This window comes from Mycobacterium sp. 20KCMC460, from assembly GCF_022179425.1.
Lineage (GTDB): Bacteria > Actinomycetota > Actinomycetes > Mycobacteriales > Mycobacteriaceae > Mycobacterium > Mycobacterium kiyosense.
Map to the genome: position 1 here is coordinate 896,582 of NZ_AP025524.1, position 19,161 is coordinate 915,742.

Annotated in this window: 14 protein-coding genes; 10 read left to right on the top strand and 4 right to left on the bottom strand. The window is 68.8% G+C overall.

The annotated features are described in order from the left end of the window. Window positions 1–15: 15 nt before the first annotated feature. The 3 genes from MKCMC460_RS04090 to MKCMC460_RS04100 all read right to left on the bottom strand — a co-directional run bounded on the left by MKCMC460_RS04090 (window position 16) and on the right by MKCMC460_RS04100 (window position 4,038). On the bottom strand, window positions 16–2,202 hold the full coding sequence (locus MKCMC460_RS04090) for an acyl-CoA dehydrogenase (protein ID WP_236980278.1): 2,187 nt from the start codon (window positions 2,200–2,202) through the stop codon (window positions 16–18). Window positions 2,203–2,326: 124 nt separating this feature from the next. Continuing rightward, window positions 2,327–3,436 carry a lysophospholipase gene (locus MKCMC460_RS04095; protein ID WP_236980280.1) on the bottom strand — a complete coding sequence of 370 codons (1,110 nt, stop codon included), beginning with the start codon at window positions 3,434–3,436 and terminating at the stop codon, window positions 2,327–2,329. Beyond that, on the bottom strand, window positions 3,433–4,038 hold the full coding sequence (locus MKCMC460_RS04100) for a TetR/AcrR family transcriptional regulator (protein ID WP_236984608.1): 606 nt from the start codon (window positions 4,036–4,038) through the stop codon (window positions 3,433–3,435). Before MKCMC460_RS04100 ends, MKCMC460_RS04095 begins: the two co-directional genes overlap by 4 nt. A 100-nt stretch (window positions 4,039–4,138) precedes the next feature. Here MKCMC460_RS04100 and MKCMC460_RS04105 point away from each other — a divergent pair, with 100 nt between their 5' ends. Beyond that, entirely contained in the window at window positions 4,139–4,720 is a 582-nt protein-coding gene (locus MKCMC460_RS04105) for a VOC family protein (protein ID WP_238305324.1), read from the top strand. Between the two features lie 25 nt (window positions 4,721–4,745). Next, window positions 4,746–5,294 (top strand): hypothetical protein, encoded by a 549-nt coding sequence (locus MKCMC460_RS04110; protein ID WP_236980282.1) that lies wholly within the window; start codon window positions 4,746–4,748, stop codon window positions 5,292–5,294. On the opposite strand, the gene MKCMC460_RS04115 is transcribed toward MKCMC460_RS04110, so the two are convergent. After that, window positions 5,227–5,931, bottom strand: coding sequence for a TetR/AcrR family transcriptional regulator (locus MKCMC460_RS04115; RefSeq protein WP_236980283.1), 705 nt, complete (start codon window positions 5,929–5,931; stop codon window positions 5,227–5,229). The genes MKCMC460_RS04110 and MKCMC460_RS04115 overlap by 68 nt on opposite strands. 96 nt (window positions 5,932–6,027) lie before the next feature. On the opposite strand from MKCMC460_RS04115, the gene MKCMC460_RS04120 reads away from it, so the two are divergent. The 8 genes from MKCMC460_RS04120 to MKCMC460_RS04155 all read left to right on the top strand — a co-directional run bounded on the left by MKCMC460_RS04120 (window position 6,028) and on the right by MKCMC460_RS04155 (window position 19,160). Further along, the gene (locus MKCMC460_RS04120) at window positions 6,028–6,936 is read left to right on the top strand and encodes an oxygenase MpaB family protein (RefSeq protein ID WP_236980291.1); all 909 of its coding nucleotides are present in this window, start codon (window positions 6,028–6,030) and stop codon (window positions 6,934–6,936) included. Window positions 6,937–7,047: 111 nt separating this feature from the next. Continuing rightward, a complete protein-coding gene (locus tag MKCMC460_RS04125; protein WP_238305325.1) occupies window positions 7,048–8,652 on the top strand; it encodes a PPE family protein in 1,605 nt (534 codons plus the stop codon). Window positions 8,653–8,681: 29 nt separating this feature from the next. Beyond that, a complete protein-coding gene (locus tag MKCMC460_RS04130) occupies window positions 8,682–9,584 on the top strand; it encodes a class I SAM-dependent methyltransferase (RefSeq protein WP_236980295.1) in 903 nt (300 codons plus the stop codon). A gap of 103 nt (window positions 9,585–9,687) precedes the next feature. Beyond that, window positions 9,688–11,148, top strand: coding sequence for a PPE family protein (locus MKCMC460_RS04135; RefSeq protein WP_238305326.1), 1,461 nt, complete (start codon window positions 9,688–9,690; stop codon window positions 11,146–11,148). Window positions 11,149–11,378: 230 nt separating this feature from the next. Continuing rightward, window positions 11,379–13,232 carry a type VII secretion AAA-ATPase EccA gene (eccA, locus tag MKCMC460_RS04140; protein WP_236984610.1) on the top strand — a complete coding sequence of 618 codons (1,854 nt, stop codon included), beginning with the start codon at window positions 11,379–11,381 and terminating at the stop codon, window positions 13,230–13,232. After that, window positions 13,229–14,845, top strand: coding sequence for a type VII secretion protein EccB (eccB, locus tag MKCMC460_RS04145; protein ID WP_238305327.1), 1,617 nt, complete (start codon window positions 13,229–13,231; stop codon window positions 14,843–14,845). The genes eccA and eccB overlap by 4 nt, the downstream gene beginning before the upstream one ends. Further along, window positions 14,842–18,855: a type VII secretion protein EccCa gene (gene eccCa / locus MKCMC460_RS04150; protein WP_238305329.1), complete on the top strand. Its 4,014-nt coding sequence runs from the start codon at window positions 14,842–14,844 to the stop codon at window positions 18,853–18,855. The genes eccB and eccCa overlap by 4 nt, the downstream gene beginning before the upstream one ends. Further along, on the top strand, window positions 18,852–19,160 hold the full coding sequence (locus MKCMC460_RS04155) for a PE family protein (protein WP_236980313.1): 309 nt from the start codon (window positions 18,852–18,854) through the stop codon (window positions 19,158–19,160). The genes eccCa and MKCMC460_RS04155 overlap by 4 nt, the downstream gene beginning before the upstream one ends. Window position 19,161: the final 1 nt, after the last annotated feature.

Genomic DNA, 19,161 nt, shown 5'->3' on the forward strand with positions numbered 1-19,161 from the left:
GCGACGTCCCGCGGCCTAAGGGTCGCGGGGCAGGCCGAGCAACCGCTCCGCGATGATGTTGAGCTGCACCTCGGAGGTGCCGCCGTAGATCGTGGTGGCGCGGCTGGACAACAGGTAGTCGTTCCACTTGCCTTGCGGCTGTTCGGGATCCGCGATCACGGCGTCGGTGCCGAAGGACGACACCGCGAATTCGGCGTAGCCCTGACCGGTCCGCATCGACAGCAGCTTGGAGATCGCCGCCGACGGCATCGCATCGCCACCGGCCAGCGTCAGCAGGGTGGAACGCAGGTTGAGCACCTTGGCGGCATGGCCTTCGGCGATCAGCTGGCCCGCGCGGTGCCGGGCGACCTGGTCGAACTGTCCGTCCCGGACGAACTCGACGAACGCGGGCAGGCTGGCCAGGAAGTTCAGGTCGCTGCCACCGATTGAAACCCGTTCGGCGGTGAGGGTATTGCGGCTGACCTCCCAGCCCCGGTTCACCTCGCCCAGCACATACTCGTCGGGCACGAACACGTCGTCGAGGTAGACGGTGTTGAAGAACTCCTGCCCGGTGAGTTCCTTGAGCGGCTTGACCGTCACGCCCTCGCTCTTCATGTCGAGCAGGAAATAGGTGATGCCGTTGTGTTTCGGAGCGTTCGGGTCCGTCCTGGCCAGCAGTGCGCCCCACTGCGAGAACTGCGCCGCGGTGGTCCAGATCTTCTGGCCGGTGATGCGCCAGCCGCCGTCCACCCGGGTGGCCTTCGTCGTCAGCCCGGCCAGGTCGGATCCGGCGCCCGGCTCGGAGAACAGTTGGCACCAGACCATTTCGCCGCGGAAGGTGGGGGGCAGGAAGCGCTGCTGCTGTTCCTCGGTGCCGAACGCGACGATGGACGGGATGATCCACGCCGCGATGCCCACCTGTGGCCGCTTGACCCGGCCGGCGGTGAACTCCTGGGCGATGATGACCTGCTCGACCGGCCCCGACGCCCGCCCCCACGGCTTGGGCAGATACGGCAGCACCCAACCCGCCTCGGCGATCGCGACGGTGCGAGCGTCGCGGTCCATCTCCTTCAAGGCGGCGACCTCGGCCCGGATTTCGTCGCGCAGCTGCTCGGTTTCGGGATCTAAGTCGATGTCCACCGCGCGCATGCCGGTGGTGGTCGCGGTGTCCACCACCCGCTGCGGATACTCCGTGCTGCGGCCGAAGGAGGCGGCCAGCATCAGCGCCCGGCGGTAGTACACGTTGGTGTCGTGCTCCCAGGTGAAGCCGATGCCGCCGTGCACCTGGATGCAGTCCTGCGTGCAGCGCTGCGCCGCCGCCGGCGCCAACGTGGCCGCCACCGCCGCCGCGAACTCGATGTGCTCGCTGTCCTCGTCCAGCGCGCGGGCGGCGTCCCACACCGCGGCGGTGGCCCGCTCGGTGTCGGCGACCATCTCCGCGCACTTGTGCTTGATGGCCTGGAATTGCCCGATCGGCCGGCCGAACTGTTCGCGGATTTTGGCGTAACCCGACGCGGTGTCGGTGGCCCAGCGCGCCACACCCACCGCCTCGGCCGACAGCAGTGTCGTCATCAGCGCGTGCGCGGCCGTCATGCTCAGGTTGTCCAGCACCATGTCGTCGCCGACCTCGACGGCGTTGGCGCGCACGTGCGCCACCGGACGCAGCGGGTCGACACTTTGCACCGGCTCGATCTCGAGTTGGTCGGCGCGCAGCACCACCCACTCCTCGCCACTGTCGATGGCCACCGGCAGCACCAGGATCGACGCCTGTGCCGCGGCGGGCACCGCCCGGACTTCGCCGCGGATCACCAGAACCTGGCTGCCTTCCGGCCCCTGGCGGGTGGCGGTCATGGTCGAATCCAGCGCGTAGGCGCCGATGGCCGCCCCCGAGGCCAGTTCGGCGAGTACCTCGGCCTTGGGGTCGTGTGCGGCGATCAATGCGCTGGCGATCGCCGACGGCACGAACGGCCCGGGCACCGCGCCGTAGCCGAATTCGGCCAGCACGATGGCCAGCTCCAAGATGCCGTAGCCCTGGCCGCCAACCGATTCGGCTAGGTGCACGCCTTGCAGTCCCTGGTCGGCAGCGGCCTGCCAGTACGGCGGCGGGTTCTGCACCGGCGTCTCCATCGCCTCGTGCAGCACCTCCGAGGGCGCCACCCGCGCCACCAGGGACCGCACCGAGTCGGCCAGGGCTTGGTGTTCAGGGTTTATCGCGATCGGCATTGGTCGCCTTCCCGTTGCTCTCGAGGCCGTTGCGGCCGGGCACCCTTTAAGCTAACAACCGGTCGGTTGGGGGCCAACGGTGGCCGACGGAGGCCCAGGCTGTCTCCCGGCTTCGGCGAGGCGGTCAGCCCCACCGCTTGCCGATCCACTCGGCGATGATGTCGGCCTGCTCGTCGCGGGCGCCCGGTGTGGTGAAGTAATGATCGGTGTCGACGGCGGCCTGGGACTTGTCGGCGCCGGCCAGCCCGTCGTAGATGCGCTTGGCGTCCGACGGGAAGACGCCGGTGTCGGCCTCGGCGTTGATCACCAGCGCCGGGCAGGTGATGCGGGCCAGGTGCGGCTCGGCCCGGGTCTGCGCGGTGCGCAGGCTCCACATGCCCAGCCAGTTGCGCAGCGTGGTCGCGGCGGCGATACCGCGGGCCGACCGGTTCGCCTGCACCGGCGTGCCGGCGTAGCACGAATTAGCTTGGCGCTTGGTAGGTTCGAGAGTCGGATCGACCATCCGCGGGTCGGCCCAGGTACGCATCACGGTGAACGGCCGATCGGAGAAACCCGCCGCCTTGACCCGTTCGAGCTCCGATTCGGCCCAGTCGGTGATGGCGTGATTGCGGGCCACCTGCGCCGCTCGGTATCGCTGGACGAACTCCGGTGCGTACGGCGGCCGCTGGAAGAACAGATCCAGCTCCGGATCGGTTGCCACGGGGTCGTTTTCGTCGACGACGGCGCCGTCCATCCAGGCGGTCAGCACGTCGGGCCGTCCCGGGTGCGCGGCCGTGGCGACGTAGCCGTCGGCGGCGAGCAGCTCGGTCAACCCGTCGGCGGGCCGCATGCCCGCCAGCGGTGTCACGTTCGGGTCGACCGCTTGGGACTGGTAGGCCGACATCAACGATCCACCACCCGAATTACCCAGCAGAACAACAGTTTCCACGCCGGCGATCTCGCGCAGCCAGCGCACGCCGACCCCGATGTCGACCAGCGCGTGGTCGAGCAGGAAACTACTCTCGAAGCCCCGGAACCGGGTGTTCCAGCCCAGGAACCCGATCTCGCGGTTGGCCAGGTACTCGGCGATGTAGTGCTCGGAGAAGTCGATCTGGTAATGCGTGGCGATCACCGCCACCTTCGGACGATGCCCCGCGGCATGGTGATAGAGGCCCTGGCAGGGATGCCCGCCGGCACCGGCTCGCCCGGCGGTCGGCGACGGCAGCCCGATGAATTCGCGAACGACGTCGGTCAAGAGCGACCCTCCTCGCTGTAAATGGCCCGGTAGTAGATGTTGGCCAGGGTCTGGATGCACGCTTGGTCGTCGGGCTCCGTGGACCGGGTGAGCTGGAGGTAGCAGAACTGGTTGAACATCGCCACGATCGCCTCGGCCATCAGCTGTGGGTCGTCGTCGGGGCAATAACCCTGCGCCTGAGCACGTCTGACCGATTCGGCGATGAAAGAGACTGGGATCGAGCACATCTGGGCCCAGTGTTCGGCGAAGTCGTCGCTGACCATCGCCAGCTGCGAGATGCTGATCACCTCGGCGAGACGGTGCCGGTAGGTGTGCCAGTGCGCGGCGGCGGCCTGGTGCGCACGGTCGCGCTCCGACAGACCGTGCTGGGTCACCGAGACGGCGCGCTGGCCGGCTTCGTCGCGGAAGCGCAGCGCCCATTGGCGCACCATCGCCTCTTTGGAGTCGTAGTAGTTGTAGAACGACGCCGCCGACCGCCCCGCCTCGGCGGCGATATCGGCAATCGTCGTCGCCAGAATCCCCTTGCGTGCGATCACTTTTCGCGCGGCGGCGTCGATTGCGGCCTGGGTGCGCCGGCCACGGTGGGTGGGAAGCCTGGGCAGAGTTTCGGAGTGGTCGGCCGCGCTCGTCATGTCACGCACCTCCCACAAACCTGAATCTGATGTTAGATTCAGGTTTGGATCTTAGGTAGGGAGGCGGGCGATGATCAAGCCGCACAACACCAACACCGAGTTCGAGCTCGGCGGCATCAACCACGTCGCCCTGGTGTGTTCGGACATGGCGCGCACCGTGGACTTCTACAGCAACATCCTGGGTATGCCGCTGATCAAGTCGCTCGATCTGCCCGGGGGTGCGGGTCAGCACTTCTTCTTCGACGCCGGCAACGGCGACTGCGTCGCATTCTTCTGGTTCACCGAGGCCGCCGACCGGGTGCCCGGGATCAGTTCGCCCGGGGCGCTGCCGGGGCTAGGCGACATCACCAGCGCGGTGAGCACGATGAACCATCTCGCCTTCCACGTGCCGGCGGACAAATTCGACGCGTATCGGCAGCGGCTGAAGGACAAGGGGGTGCGGGTCGGCCCGGTGCTCAATCACGACGAGAGCCCTATGCAGGTGGCGGCGACGGTTCATCCCGGCGTCTACGTGCGGTCTTTCTACTTCCAGGATCCCGACGGCATCATGCTTGAGTTCGCTTGCTGGATAAGGGAATTCAATGAAGCCGACACCCCGGCGGTGCCCAAGACCGCGGCCGACCGGCGGCCGCCGGTGGCCGTCGGCCACTAGCCGTCGAGTGTGACAGTCTTCGGGTGTGACACAGCACATCCTGAGCGAAGAGCAGATTGCGGCGCTGTCCCCGGCGCAGCGCAAGGAGCTGATCTCGCGGCTCGAGCAACCGTTGAGCGAGCTGGTCGAACCCGCCGAGCTGGGTCGGCGGCGGCGGATCAACCTCGGGCTGATCGTCAGCGGTTCGATGGCCCTGGTGCCCTGGATCGGGTACCTGTCGATGACGCTGCCCCCCAACTACGTCGCCCACAACTGGCCGGCCACCTGGGTGGGCTTCGACATCCTGCTGGTCGGGTTCATGCTGGCGACTGCCGTGCTGGGTTTCCTGCGCCGGCAGTTGCTGCTGCTGACCGCATTCACCAGCGGGGTGTTGCTGATCTGCGACGCCTGGTTCGACCTGATGACCGCCGGGCCCGACGACGTGTGGCTGTCGGTGGTCACCGCGTTGCTGATCGAGGTGCCGATGGCAATGTTGCTGATCAGCGGTGCGCAGCGCATCATGCGGATCACCCTGATGCGTCGCTGGCTCCTGGATCCGGGGATGCGCCTGTGGCAACTTCCGCTTTTCCCTTGAGGCCGTACAGGCCCGGGCTGGTCAATTCGCTCACCAGCAACGTCAGCTGATCGACCAGTTCGTCGGGCGCCAGCCTGACGCTGCCGTCCAGCCAGGCGCTGATCGCCTGACCTACGCCACCCACCGCGAAGTGCGCGCCCATGTTGAGCCGCTCGTTTGCTGAGATGTGCAGCGCTCCGGCGGCGTACTGCCCGGACAGCACCGCGAACAACGCGGTGGACTCGGCGCGTTTGCGGATCACCATCGGATCGGAGAGTTGGGTGCTGAACACCAGGCGGCCGACCCGGGGATCGTCGGAGATGGTGTTCACGATGTAGGCCATCCCGGCTCGGGTCTGTTCGGCTACCGGCGCGGCCAGCACCGCGGCCTGGGTCTTGCCGGCCAGATCGGCGATGATCCAGTCGAAAACCGCCCCGATGAACTCGTCTTTCTCGGAGAAGTTCTCGTAGAAGTATCTGGTCGCCACGCCGGCTTCCTGACAGATCGCGCGCACCGTGACCGCGGACAAGTCCTTCTGGACCGCGCCGAGTAGCTCGAGGCCGGCCGCGAGCAGCTTTCCGCGGCGTTCGGCGAGGCGCGCTGCGGCGTCCACTCCGCGGTAAGGTCGCGTGCTCGCAGCTGCGTGATCGGAACCCATGGCCCCCATCTTGACAGCACGGGTGGGCACCGACAAACATCTGGAAACGAATGTTAACAGAATTTGCGGACCCGGCAGGGCGAGAAGGGTCGTTGGATGGCAACTCCTGAGATGAGTCAGGACCTGGTTCGGCACGTCGAACGGGCGGTCGCAGAACCGGCCCGATCCGGGCGAACCCGGCGGCTGTGGGGGCCGAGCGTTGACGACGGGATGATGGGGGTCGCGCTACTGGCGGGGCCCGCCAACGTGATCATGCAGCTCGCGCGGCCCGGCGTGGGGTACGGAGTGATGGAGAGTCGCGTCGAAAGCGGACGTATCGACCTGCATCCGATCAAGCGGGCACGCACCACCTTCACCTACCTGGCTGTGGCCACCGCCGGCACCGACGCGCAGAAGGCGGCCTTTCGCCGCGCCGTGAACCGGGCGCATGCGCAAGTCCGTTCCACGCCCGACAGTCCCGTCCAGTACAACGCCTTCGACCCCGAACTGCAGCTCTGGGTTGCCGCCTGCCTCTACAAAGGGGGGGTCGACGTCTACCGGACTTTCGTCGGGGAGCTCAGTGAAGAAGACGCCGAGCGCCACTACCGCGAGGGGATGGCGCTGGGCACCACCCTGCAGGTGCCGCCGGAGATGTGGCCGGCCGACCGCGCCGCGTTCGACCGTTATTGGCAGGAGTCGCTGGCCAAGGTGCACATCGACGACGCCGTCCGTGAGTACCTCTATCCGATTGCGGTCGCGCGGATTAAGCGGCTGCCCCTGCCCGGTTTGCTGACCGTGGTCCCGGAGAGCCTTGCCCTGCTGATCACCAGCGGCTTTCTGCCGCAACGGTTCCGCGACGAGATGGGTTTTCCCTGGGACGAGCGCCGACAACGCCTGTTCGACCAGCTGATGATGGTGGTGCGGATCAAGAACGGGCTGATGCCGCGGTTCGTCCGCCACTTCCCGTTCAACGTGCTGCTGTGGGACCTCGATCGGCGCATCAAGGCCGGTCGACCGCTCATCTGAGTTTCTCCCGGACCTGACGCCGGCAGTCCGGAGAGGACTTGCGCGGCGACGCACAGTGGTGTCGAATAGCTGATAATGAAAATCATTCTCATCTATTCGCGGGGGTGAGCGATGCTGATGTGGATGGCGTCGCCGCCCGAAGTGCATTCGGCGCTGCTCAGTAGCGGCCCGGGCCCGGGCTCGTTGCTGTCGGCCGCGGCCGCCTGGTCGTGGCTGGGCTCCGAGTACACCGAGGTCGCCGACGAACTCGTCACGGTGCTCGGTGCCGTGCAGGGCGGAGCCTGGCAAGGACCGAGCGCCGAACAGTACCTCGCCGCGCACGTCCCCTACCTGGCCTGGCTGACGCAGGCCGGCGCCAACAGCCTGACCGCGGCCGCCCAGCACGAAACCGCCGCCGCCGCTTACACGACGGCGCTGGCCGCCATGCCCACGCTGGCCGAACTGGCCGCCAACCACGCCATCCACGGGGTGCTGGTGGCCACCAACTTTTTCGGGATCAACACCATCCCGATCGCGCTCAACGAGGCCGACTACGCCCGCATGTGGGTTCAGGCGGCCACCGCGATGGCAACCTACGACACCGTATCCGGTGCCGCGCTGGGGGCCACGCCCCAGAGCAGTGCGGCACCGCAGATCGTGCTCGCCGAAGACGACCATGACCATGACGACCATGACCATGAGGAAGAGCACGAAGGCGAGGACGGTCACGAAGACCACGATCACGGGGACCCCACTGCGCTCGACTACCTCGTCGCGGACCTGCTCCGGCTGGTGACAAACGGGCAGATCGACTGGGATCCCCTGGAAGGCACCCTCAACGGCGTGCACATGCACGACTACGCCGATGCGACGCAACCGCTGTGGTGGGTGGCCCGCTCGCTGGAATTCGGCCAGCAGTTCCAGACGTTCGTGCAGCAGCTGTTCACCAATCCCGCCGCGGCGTTCGAGTACCTGGTGGAGCTCGCCGAGTTCGACTGGCCGACCCACGTCGCGCAGGCGCTGCAAGCCGTCGGCCAATCCCCGCAGTTGCTGGCGGTGGCGATCAGCGGAGCCATCGCCAACCTGGGGTCGCTGTCGGGCCTGTCGGGCCTGGCGGGTCTGGGGGCGATCCAGCCCGCGCTGCCGCCCGCGATCGTGCCGCCGGCGGCCGCGGCGCCGACATTGCCTGCGGTCGCGTCCTCGGCCCCCTCCGTCGTCGCATCGGCCGCGCCCGCAGCGCCGGCCACGACGGCGCCGACCATGACCAGTTCGGTCAGCAGCGCCGCCCCGCCCCCGCCCCCGGCTCCAGCTGCGGCCGGGTTCGGCTTCCCATTTCTGGTGGGTGGCGGTCCCGGCGTCGAATTCGGGTCGGGGATGAGTGCCGCCGCCGGCGCCAAACGCTCGGCGTCGGAGCCCGACTCGGCGGCCGCGGCGGCCGCGGCAGAAGCCCGCGCGGCGGCCCGCCGGCGCCGGCGCGGGCGCACCACGCAGCGCGGCCACGGCAACGAGTTCGTGGACATGAACATCGACGTCGACCCGCAGTGGGACGCCCCGGACGCACCCGAACTCGTCGCGGTGGCCTCCGATCGCGGCGCCGGAAACCTCGGTTTTGCCGGCACGGTTCGCAACGAGCCGGCCGCTGACGCCGTCGGGCTGGCGACGCTTGCGGACGATGAATTCGGCAGTGGCCCAACGGTACCCATGCTGCCCCAGTCCTGGGAGACGGACCACCGCTGACCACCCGGCGGACGCGTAGAGTCGGTCGGGTGCGAAGTGAACGTGACACCTGGGACATCACCACGAGCGTCGGTTCGACGGCGCTGTTCGTCGCGACCGCTCGGGCGCTGGAGGCCCAGAAGCCCGAACCGCTGGTGGTCGACCCGTACGCCGAGATGTTCTGTCGCGCCGTCGGTGGCACCTGGGCCGACGTGCTGGACGGAAACGCGCCCGACCACGAGCTGAAGAGCGACGATTTCGGTCAGCACTTCGTCAACTTCCAGGCCGGCCGCACCAAGTACTTCGACGCATATTTCGAGCGTGCCGCGGCGGCCGGTGCCCGGCAGGTGGTGATCCTGGCCGCCGGCCTGGACTCCCGGGCCTACCGGCTGCCGTGGCCGGACGGGACGACGGTATTCGAGCTGGATCAGCCGCAGGTGCTCGAATTCAAGCGGCAGGTGCTGGCCGAGCACGGCGTGCAACCGCGAGCGCAACGACGCGAAATCGCCGTCGACCTGCGCGACGACTGGTCGCAGGCGTTGCAGGACAACGGCTTCGACTCCACCAAGTCTTCCGCCTGGATCGCCGAGGGACTGTTGATCTACCTCCCGGCCGCCGCGGAGGAGCAGCTGTTCACCGGCATCGACGCGCTGGCCGCCCCGGGCAGCCACGTCGCGGTGGAGGACGGCGCCCCGCTTCCGCCGGATGAGTTCGAGGCCAGGATCGCCGAGGAGCGTGCCAACCCGGACCGCGGCCGGCGCCCGTTCTTCCAACTGGTCTACAACGAGCAGTGCGCGCCGGCCGCCGAATGGTTCGGTCAGCACGGCTGGACGGCGATCGGCACGCCGCTCAACGACTACCTGCGCGAGGTGGGCCGGCCGATCCCGGGGCCGGATTCGCAGGCGGCGGCGATGTTCGCCCGCAACACGCTGGTCAGCGCGACCAAACCGTGATGCCGCCGTCCAGGTAGGAGTTTCCTGTGCGGCTGGCAGGAATTCTCGGTGCTCCGGGAACTACCCCAGTGCGGGCACCGACAACTAATACGTGCCGGTCTGGATGGCGTTCCCACCCGAGACCCACTCGGCCCTGCTGAACACCGGGCCGGGTCCTGCCGGGCTGCTCGCGGCCGCGCAGGCCTGGAACTCGCTGAGTTCGGAGTACACCGCGGTGGCCGACGAACTCGCCGCCGTGCTGGCGGCCGTGCAGTCCGGCGCCTGGGACGGTCCGACCGCCGCCCGGTACGCGGCGGCGCACGGGCCCTACCTGGCGTGGTTGCAGCGCTCCGCTGTCACCAGCGCAGCGGCGGCCGCCCGGCACGAGGCTGCCGCGACGGCGTATGTCGCGGCCCTGGCCGCCATGCCGACCCTGGCGGAGTTGGCCGCCAACCACGCGACGCATGCCGCGCTGCTCGCCACGAACTTCTTCGGGATCAACACGATTCCCCTCGCGGTCAACGAGGCCGACTACGTCCGGATGTGGATTCAGGCGGCCGGCACCATGACCGCGTATCAAGCGGCTACCGATGCCACCGGCGCTACCGCGGCGCCGGCGTCGGCGGCCGATCCGGCTCCGCAGATCGAGGCGGCCGACGACGGTGACACCGACGACGGAGACGACGATGGCGGCATCGTCGACAACGACGGCGGCGACCCGACGCAATTGAGTTGGTGGCTGAATCGCGTCACCGAGATCACCGACACCCTGGCCAGGGACATCGAGGAGTTTCCGGAGAATCCGTCGGCTGCCCTCGCGCAGCTGGACAACGACCTGCCGCTGCTGGTGGCCGACGAGATCGGGCATGCGGGCGAGGCGATCAGCACCTTCCCGCAGCTGCAGCTGCTCGTGCCGCTGGCGCTCGGGCTACCGCCGGCCGGTCTCGGCTTGGCCGGCCTGGCCGGTCTGGGCGGGCTGGCCGGGATCGGTGCCGGCAACCCGCCGGCGGCCGTGCCGGTACCGGTGTCACCGGCGGCCGGTCCGCCCGCGACGGCGGTCTCCCCGCTCGGCACGGGTGCCGCAACCCCCGCGCCGGCGCCGACACCGGCGCCGTCCAGCGCGGCGCCGGCCCGCCAGCACGGCGTCCCCGCCCCGCCGCCCCCGGCGCCGCCGGGTGCGGGGCCGGCCGGTTACCCCTATCTGGTCGGCGGGCCGGGAATGGGCGCCGGCTCGACGGCGAAGTCCAGCGCCGGCCGCAAAGCCGCCGAGCCGGATGCAGCCTCTGCACCGGCGGTCGTTACCGCAGCCGCGAAGGAACAGGCCCGCGGGCGCCGGCGCCGCCGGGCGGCCGTGCAGGATCGCGGCCATCGCTTCGAGTACCTGAGCGCCGATCCTGAGCCGGACGCTGCGCCGGTGGCATCGGAGCGGGGCGCGGGACCGCTGGGATTTTCCGGGACGGTCGGCGCCGGGACGGCTGCAGCTGCCGGGTTGGCCGCACTGCCCGGCGACGAGTTCGGATCGGGACCGGTGGTGCCGATGCTGCCGGAGACCTGGCCGCCACCGACACCCGAGGAGCAGAGATGAGCCCCCAAGTTGTTAATGAAAATCATATTCAGTAAGCTGCTGAACCAGTTCGCCCGCAATCGTGGCGAGCCGGAGAAATGCTGGTCAGCCGTGGTCAGGACGGGAGCAATTGTGGCGTACAGCACCCAATTGACCGCCTCGACAGTTAGCTTAGGGAATGCTAACTTCGTGGGGCTAATGACAGGCAAACTTCGCCAATGGCGATCGTGACATCAGGGGACGGCAGGCGCGTGGAACGCGGTGACATAGGCATGCTGGCGGCTCAACCCCGCGCATCCCGACCGGACGGCAGGGTGGACGAAGACGTGATCAGCAGGTTTGCCACCTGCTGCCGCGCCCTGGGCATCGCGGTATACGAGCGGCAGCGCCCCGCCGACCTGGATGCGGCCCGATCCGGCTTCAGCGCACTGACCCGGGTCGCGCACGAACAGTGCGACGCGTGGACCGGTCTGGCCGCTTCCGGCGACACCTCCAAGCGGGTGCTGGAGCAGGTGTCGCGCACCGCGGCCACGGCGGGTGTGCTGCAGCGCCAGGTGGAGCTCAAGCCCGGCGCGCTCGGGTTCCGCTACGACACCGGACTGTATCTGCAGTTCCGGGCCAGTACGCCGGACGACTTCCACCTCGCCTACGCGGCCGCGCTGGCATCCGAGGGGCACTTCGCCGAAGCCAACGACATCGTCACCCGCATCGCCGAACGCCGGCCGAAGTCGCGCGAAGCCCGCTGGATCTCCGTCGTCATCAACTACCGCGCCGAGCGCTGGTCGGACGTCGTCAAGCTACTGACCCCGATCGTCAACGACCCCGACCTCGACGAGGCCTTCGCGCACGCGGTGAAGATCGCCCTGGGCACCTCACTGGCGCGACTGGGCATGTTCGCTCCGGCGTTGTCCTATTTGGAAGAACCCGAGGGGCCCATCGCCGTGGCCGCCGTCGACGGCGCGCTGGCCAAGGCGCTGGCGCTGCGCGCGCACGTGGACGAAGAAGCGGCCAGCGACGTGCTGCACGAGTTGTATGCCGCGAACCCGGAAAACGAAGAAATCGAGCAGGCGCTGTCCGACCCGACCTTCGGGATGGTCACCACCACCGCGGCGCGCATCGAGGCCCGCACCGACCCGTGGAATCGCGACACCGAACCCAGCGACGCCGACTTCGTGGACCCCGGTGCCCGGGAGCGCAAAGCCGCCCTGCTGGCCGAAGCGGAGGTGGCGCTCAACGAGTTCATCGGCCTGGACGAAGTGAAGAACCAGGTATCGCGACTGAAGAGTTCGGTGGCCATGGCGGTGCTGCGACAGCAACGCGGATTGACCGTCGCCCAGCGCACCCACCACCTGGTGTTCGCCGGCCCGCCCGGAACGGGTAAGACCACCATCGCCCGTGTGGTCGCCAAGATCTATTGCGGCCTAGGCCTTTTGAAGCGGGAGAACATCCGTGAAGTGCATCGCGCCGACCTGATCGGCCAGCACATCGGTGAGACCGAGGCCAAGACGAACGCGATCATCGACAGCGCGCTGGACGGTGTGCTGTTCCTGGACGAGGCGTACGCGCTGGTGGCCACCGGCGCCAAAAACGACTTCGGGCTGGTGGCCATCGACACACTGCTGGCGCGCATGGAGAACGACCGCGACCGGCTGGTGGTCATCATCGCCGGGTATCGCGCCGACCTGGACAAGTTCCTCGACACCAACGAGGGTCTGCGGTCCCGGTTCACCCGCAGCATCGACTTCCCGTCCTACCAGCCTTCGGAGCTGACCGAGATCGCGAATCTCATGGCGCAGCAACGGGATAGCGTGTTCGAGCCGGCCGCGCTCGCCGACATGCAGAAGCTGTTCACCCACCTGGCCGAGACCTCGTCACCCGACAGCAACGGCATCGACCGGCGCAGCCTGGACATCGCCGGCAACGGCCGGTTCGTTCGTAACATCGTCGAGCGCTCGGAGGAAGAGCGCGAATTCCGGCTCGATCATTCCGAGCAAGCCGGCACAGGTGAATTCACCGATGAGGAATTGATGACAATCACCGCACAAGACGTCCGCAACACCGTGGCTCCGCTGCTGCGCGGTCTCGGACTTTCGGTGCCCGCATGAGCAAGAACGAGTCCGAAGGGGAGTGGGCGGACGATCGGCGGTCGTTCGCCTCCCGGACCCCGGTCAACGAGAACCCGGACAAGGTGGAGTACCGGCGTGGTTTCGTCACCCGCCACCAGGTGACCGGCTGGCGGTTCGTGATGCGGCGCATCGCCTCCGGAATTGCGTTGCACGACACCAGAATGCTCGTCGAGCCGTTGCGCAGCCAGTCGCGTGCGGTGTTGATGGGGGTGCTGCTGCTGGTCACCGGTCTGCTTGGGTGCTTTGTGTTTTCGTTGATCCGGCCCAACGGGCAGGTCGGCAACAACGTGGTGCTCGCCGATCGGTCCACCGCCGCGCTGTATGTGCGGGTGGGCGACCAGTTGCACCCGGTGCTCAACCTGACCTCCGCCCGGCTGATCGCCGGTCAGCCCGTCAACCCCACGACGGTCAAAAGTGCTGAGCTGGACAAGTTTCCGCGTGGCAACCTGGTCGGAATCCCGGGTGCTCCGGAGCGCATGGTGCAGAGCACCTCGCGCGACGCGGACTGGACGGTATGTGACGGGGTCACCGGGCAACCCGGGCGGGGCGCGCGCAGCACGGGCGTGACGGTGATCGCGGGCCCGCTGCACAGTGACGGCGCCCGGGCGTCCATGGTCAGTTCGAAGCAGGTGATCCTGGTCGACGCCGCCGCATCGGGCGGCGAGGGCACCTGGTTGCTCTGGGAGGGCAAGCGCAGCCGGATCGACCTGGCCGACCGCGCCGTCACCAACGCGCTGGGCCTGGGCACCGACGTGCCCGCGCCACGGCCCATCGCCTCAGGCCTGTTCAATGCCATTCCGGAATCCCCACCCCTGGCGGCGCCGCCCATCCCCAACGCCGGGAACCCGGCCGGCTTCGCGGTGCCCGCGCCGATCGGAGCGGTGGTGGTGTCCTACGCGGTGGACCGGGCCGGAGCGGACAACTTCTACGCGGTGCTGCCGGACGGCCTGCAGCCGATCTCACCGGTGCTGGCGGCGATCCTGCGCAACACCAACTCCTATGGCCTGCAACAGCCTCCGCGGCTGGCTGCCGACGAGATCGCCAAGCTGCCGGTGTCACGACTGCTGGACACCTCGCGCTACCCCGCGCAGCCGGTGACGCTGGTCGACGCCGCCGGAAATCCGGTCACCTGCGCGTCCTGGAGCAAGCCCAACGGTGCGGCGACGAGTTCGCTGACCCTGCTGTCCGGCTCGGCGCTGCCGGTCGCCGAGGGAGTCCGGCCGGTCGAGTTGGTCGGCGGCGGCGCGAAAGTCGCCCTGACGCCCGGCACCGGCTATTTCACCCAGACCGTCGGCGGGGGAGCGGCCGCACCGGCCACCGGATCGCTGTTCTGGGTGTCGGACACCGGCGTGCGCTACGGCATCGACAACGAGTCGGACCGGTCCAGGGGCCAGTCGGGTTCCAACGGACAGGGCAAAGCCGTTGAGGCGCTTGGCCTTACCTCGCCGCCGCTGGCCATACCGTGGTCGATCCTGTCCTTGTTCGCAGCAGGCCCGACGCTGTCGCGCACCGATGCGCTGCTGGCGCATGACGGTTTGCCGCCGGACAGCCGGCCGGGTCGTCCGGTATCCGCCGAAGGGGAGCCCCGATGAGCAGACTGATATTCGAGGCGCGCCGGCGGCTGGCGCCGCCCAGTGCCCGCAAGGGCACCATCACCATCGAGGCGCCACCGGAGCTGCCGCGGGTGATCCCGCCCTCGCTGTTCCGGCGTGCCATGCCGTATCTGATCGGCATCCTGATCGTGGGCATGATCGTCGCCCTGTTCGCCACCGGCATGCGGGTGATCTCGCCGCAGACGCTGTTCTTTCCGTTCGTGTTGCTGTTGGCGGCCACCGCGCTCTACCGCGGCAACGACAACAAGATGCGCACCGAGGAGGTCGACGCCGAACGGGCCGATTATCTGCGTTACCTCTCGGTGGTCCGGGACAACATCCGCGCCCAGGCGGCCGAGCAGCGCACCGCGGCCGAGTGGTCGCACCCGGAGCCCGAGGCGCTGGCCGCGGTGCCGGGGTCCCGACGGCAGTGGGAGCGGGACCCGCATGACCCCGACTTCCTGGTGCTGCGGGCCGGTCGGCACTCCGCACCGCTGACCACCGCGCTGCGGGTCAACGACACCGCCGACGAAATCGATCTGGAACCGGTGTCGCACAGCGCATTACGCAGCCTGCTCGACACGCAGCGCACCGTGCGCGATGTGCCGACCGGAGTCGACCTGACGAAGCTGTCCCGCATCACGGTCATTCCCGGCGCGGGCGCCGGCCAGGCAGAGGTGCGCGGCGCGGTGCGCGCCTGGATCGCCCAGGCGGTGACCTGGCACGATCCGACGGTGCTCGGGGTGGCGCTGGCCAGCCGGGACCTGGAGGGCCGCGACTGGTCCTGGCTGAAATGGCTACCGCACGTCGACATTCCCGGTCAGGTCGACGGCGTCGGCCCGGCCCGCTACCTCACCACCGACCCGGACGACCTGATCGACCTGCTCGGGCCGGCCATCGAGGACCGCCCGGCCTTCACCGGACGGCCGGTGGATGCCTTGCGGCACTTGCTGATCGTGGTGGACGACCCCGGCTACGACCTGAACCTCTCGACGCTGGCGGCCGGGCGCGCCGGCGTCACGGTGCTGCACATCTCGGCCACCCCGCCGAACCGGGAGCAGTACTCGGACCCGGAGAAGCCGATCCTGCAGGTGGCGGGCGGGGCCATTCAGCGTTGGCAGACCGGGGGCTGGCAGCCGTACATCGACGCCGCCGACCAGTTCGGTGCCGACGAGGCCGCGCACCTGGCGCGGCGGCTGTCCCGCTGGGACTCCAACCCCACCCACACCGGGCTGCGCTCGGCGGCCACCCGGGGCGCCAATTTCACCACCCTGCTGGGCATTTCGGACGCATCCCGGCTCGATGTGCCCGCGCTGTGGGCACCACGCAGCCGGGACGAAGAGCTGCGGGTCCCGATCGGCGTCACCGCGACCGGTGAGCCGCTGATGTTCGACCTCAAGGACGAGGCCGAAGGCGGCATGGGGCCGCACGGGCTGATGATCGGTATGACCGGTTCCGGCAAGTCGCAGACCCTGATGTCGATCCTGCTGGCGTTGCTGACCACGCACTCAGCCGACCGGCTGATCGTCATCTACGCCGACTTCAAGGGTGAGGCGGGCGCCGACAGCTTCCGCAACTTCCCGCAGGTCGTCGCGGTCATCTCGAACATGGCCGAGAAGAAGTCGCTGGCCGACCGGTTCGCCGACACGCTGCGCGGCGAGGTGGCCCGGCGCGAGATGCTGTTGCGTGAGGCCGGTCGCCGCGTGCAGGGCAGTGCGTTCAACTCGGTGACCGAGTACGAGGCGGCGCAGGCGGCGGGCCACGATTTGCCGCCCATTCCAACGCTTTTCGTGGTCGCCGACGAGTTCACCCTGATGCTGGCCGATCACCCGGAGTACGCGGAGTTATTCGACTACGTGGCGCGTAAAGGGCGCTCGTTCCGTATCCACATCCTGTTCGCCTCGCAGACGCTGGACGTGGGCAAGATCAAGGACATCGACAAGAACACCTCCTACCGGATCGGTTTGAAGGTGGCCAGCCCCAGTGTGTCCCGCCAGATCATCGGGGTCGAGGATGCCTATCACATCGAATCCGGCAAGGAGCACAAGGGAATCGGGTTCCTGGTGCCCGCACCGGGTGCCACCCCGATCAAGTTCCGGTCCACCTACGTCGACGGTATCTACGAGCCCCCTCAGACTGCGAAAACACTTGTGGTGCAATCTATTCCGGAGCCAAAGCTGTTCACCGCAGCAGCGGTGGAGCCCGATCCGGGCATGGTGATCGCCGGTGGTGAGGAAGACGAGCCGATCGGCCCGCCGCGCAAGCTGATCGCGACCATCGGCGAGCAACTGGCCGGCTACGGACCGCGAGCGCCGCAACTGTGGCTGCCCCCGCTGGACGAACCGATCCCGCTGACCGCGGTGCTGGCCCGCTCCGGGATACAGCCGCGGCAGTGGCGCTGGCCGCTCGGCGAGGTCGACAAGCCGTTCGAGATGCGCCGCGACCCGCTGGTGTTCGACGCCACCTCGGCGGCCGGCAACATGGTCATCCACGGGGGTCCGAAGTCCGGAAAGTCCACTGCGCTGCAGACCTTCATCATGTCGGCGGCCAGCCTGCACTCCCCGCGCGAGGTCACCTTCTACTGCCTGGACTACGGCGGCGGACAGCTGCGTGCGCTGGAAGATCTGGCCCACGTCGGCACGGTGGCCTCGGCGCTGGAGCCCGAGCGCATCCGCCGTACCTTCGGTGAGCTGGAGCAGCTGCTGCTGTACCGCCAGCACCGCGAGGCGTTCCGCGACCGTCCCGGCAACGGCCAGGGTGTCGCGCCGCAGGACGACGGATTCGGCGAGGTGTTCCTGGTCATCGACAACCTGTACGCCTTCAGCCGCGACAACACCGACCAGTTCAACACTCGAAATCCGTTGCTGGCCAAAGTGACCGAACTGGTCAATGTCGGCCTGGCCTACGGCATCCACGTCGTCGTCACCACGCCGAGCTGGCTGGAGGTGCCGCTGGCCATGCGCGACGGGCTAGGGCTGCGTCTCGAGCTCAGGCTGCACGACGCGCGGGACAGCAACGTGCGGGTGGCCGGTGCGCTGCATCGCCCGGCCGAAGCCGTCCCGCACGATCAGCCGGGCCGCGGCCTGACCATGGCCGCCCAGCACTTCCTGTTCGCCGAGCCGCAACTGGAGCAGATCGCCGAGATCAACGCCCGCTACCCGGGCCAGGTCGCGCCGCCGGTCCGGTTGCTGCCCACCAACCTGACACCGGCCGCGGTCGGCGCGCTGTATCGGGGACCCGAGCAGATCGTGATCGGCCAGCGCGAACAGGACCTCGCGCCGGTGGTGCACGACTTCCGCGAGCACCCGTTGCTGATGGTGTTCGGCGACAGCAAGTCGGGTAAGACCACGCTGCTGCGCCACATCATCCGCACCATCCGCGAGAACTCCACCGCCGACCAGGTCGCCTTCACCGTGCTCGACCGGCGACTGCACCTGGTCGACGAACCCCTGTTCCCGGACAACGAGTACACGGCCAACATCGACCGGATCACCCCGGCGATGATCGGCCTGGCCAACCTGATCGAGTCACGCCGGCCGCCGGCCGGTCTGTCGCCCGCCGAACTGTCGCGGTGGACGTACCAGGGCGGCCCCGACAGCCACACCCACTACCTGATCATCGACGACGTCGACCAGGTCCCGGACTCGGCGGCGACCAGCGGTCCGTACGTCGGCCAGCGTCCCTGGACCCCGCTGATCGGGCTGCTCGGTCAGGCCGCCGAGCTGGGGCTGCGGGTGATCGTCACCGGTCGGGCGTCTGGGTCGGCGCACGCGTTGATGACCAACCCGCTGCTGCGCAGGTTCAACGACCTGCAGGCCACCACGTTGATGTTGGCCGGTAACCCGCAGGACAGCGGGAAGATCCGTGGTCAGCGGTTCAGCCGGCTGCCGGCCGGCCGGGCCGTGCTGCTGTCCGACAGCGACGACCCGACGTACCTGCAGTTGGTCAATCCGCTGGTCGGTGCGGCCTCGATTATTGGTGATACGCAACAGGAGGGAAGTCAGTCATGACGTTGCGAGTGGTTCCTGAAGGATTGGCCGCCGCCAGCGCCGCGGTGGAGGCGCTGACGGCCCGGTTGGCCGCCGCGCATGCCAGCGCGGCGCCGCTGATCACCGCGGTGGTACCGCCGGCGGCGGACCCGGTGTCGCTGCAGACCGCCGCCGGGTTCAGCGCGCAGGGCGAGGAGCACGCTGCGGTGGCGGCCCAGGGCGTCGAGGAACTGGGTCGGGCCGGCGTCGGCGTCGGAACGGCCGGAGCCGGCTACGCGGCCGGTGACGCCGCGGCCGCTGCGACCTACGGGATCGCGGGCGGCTGAC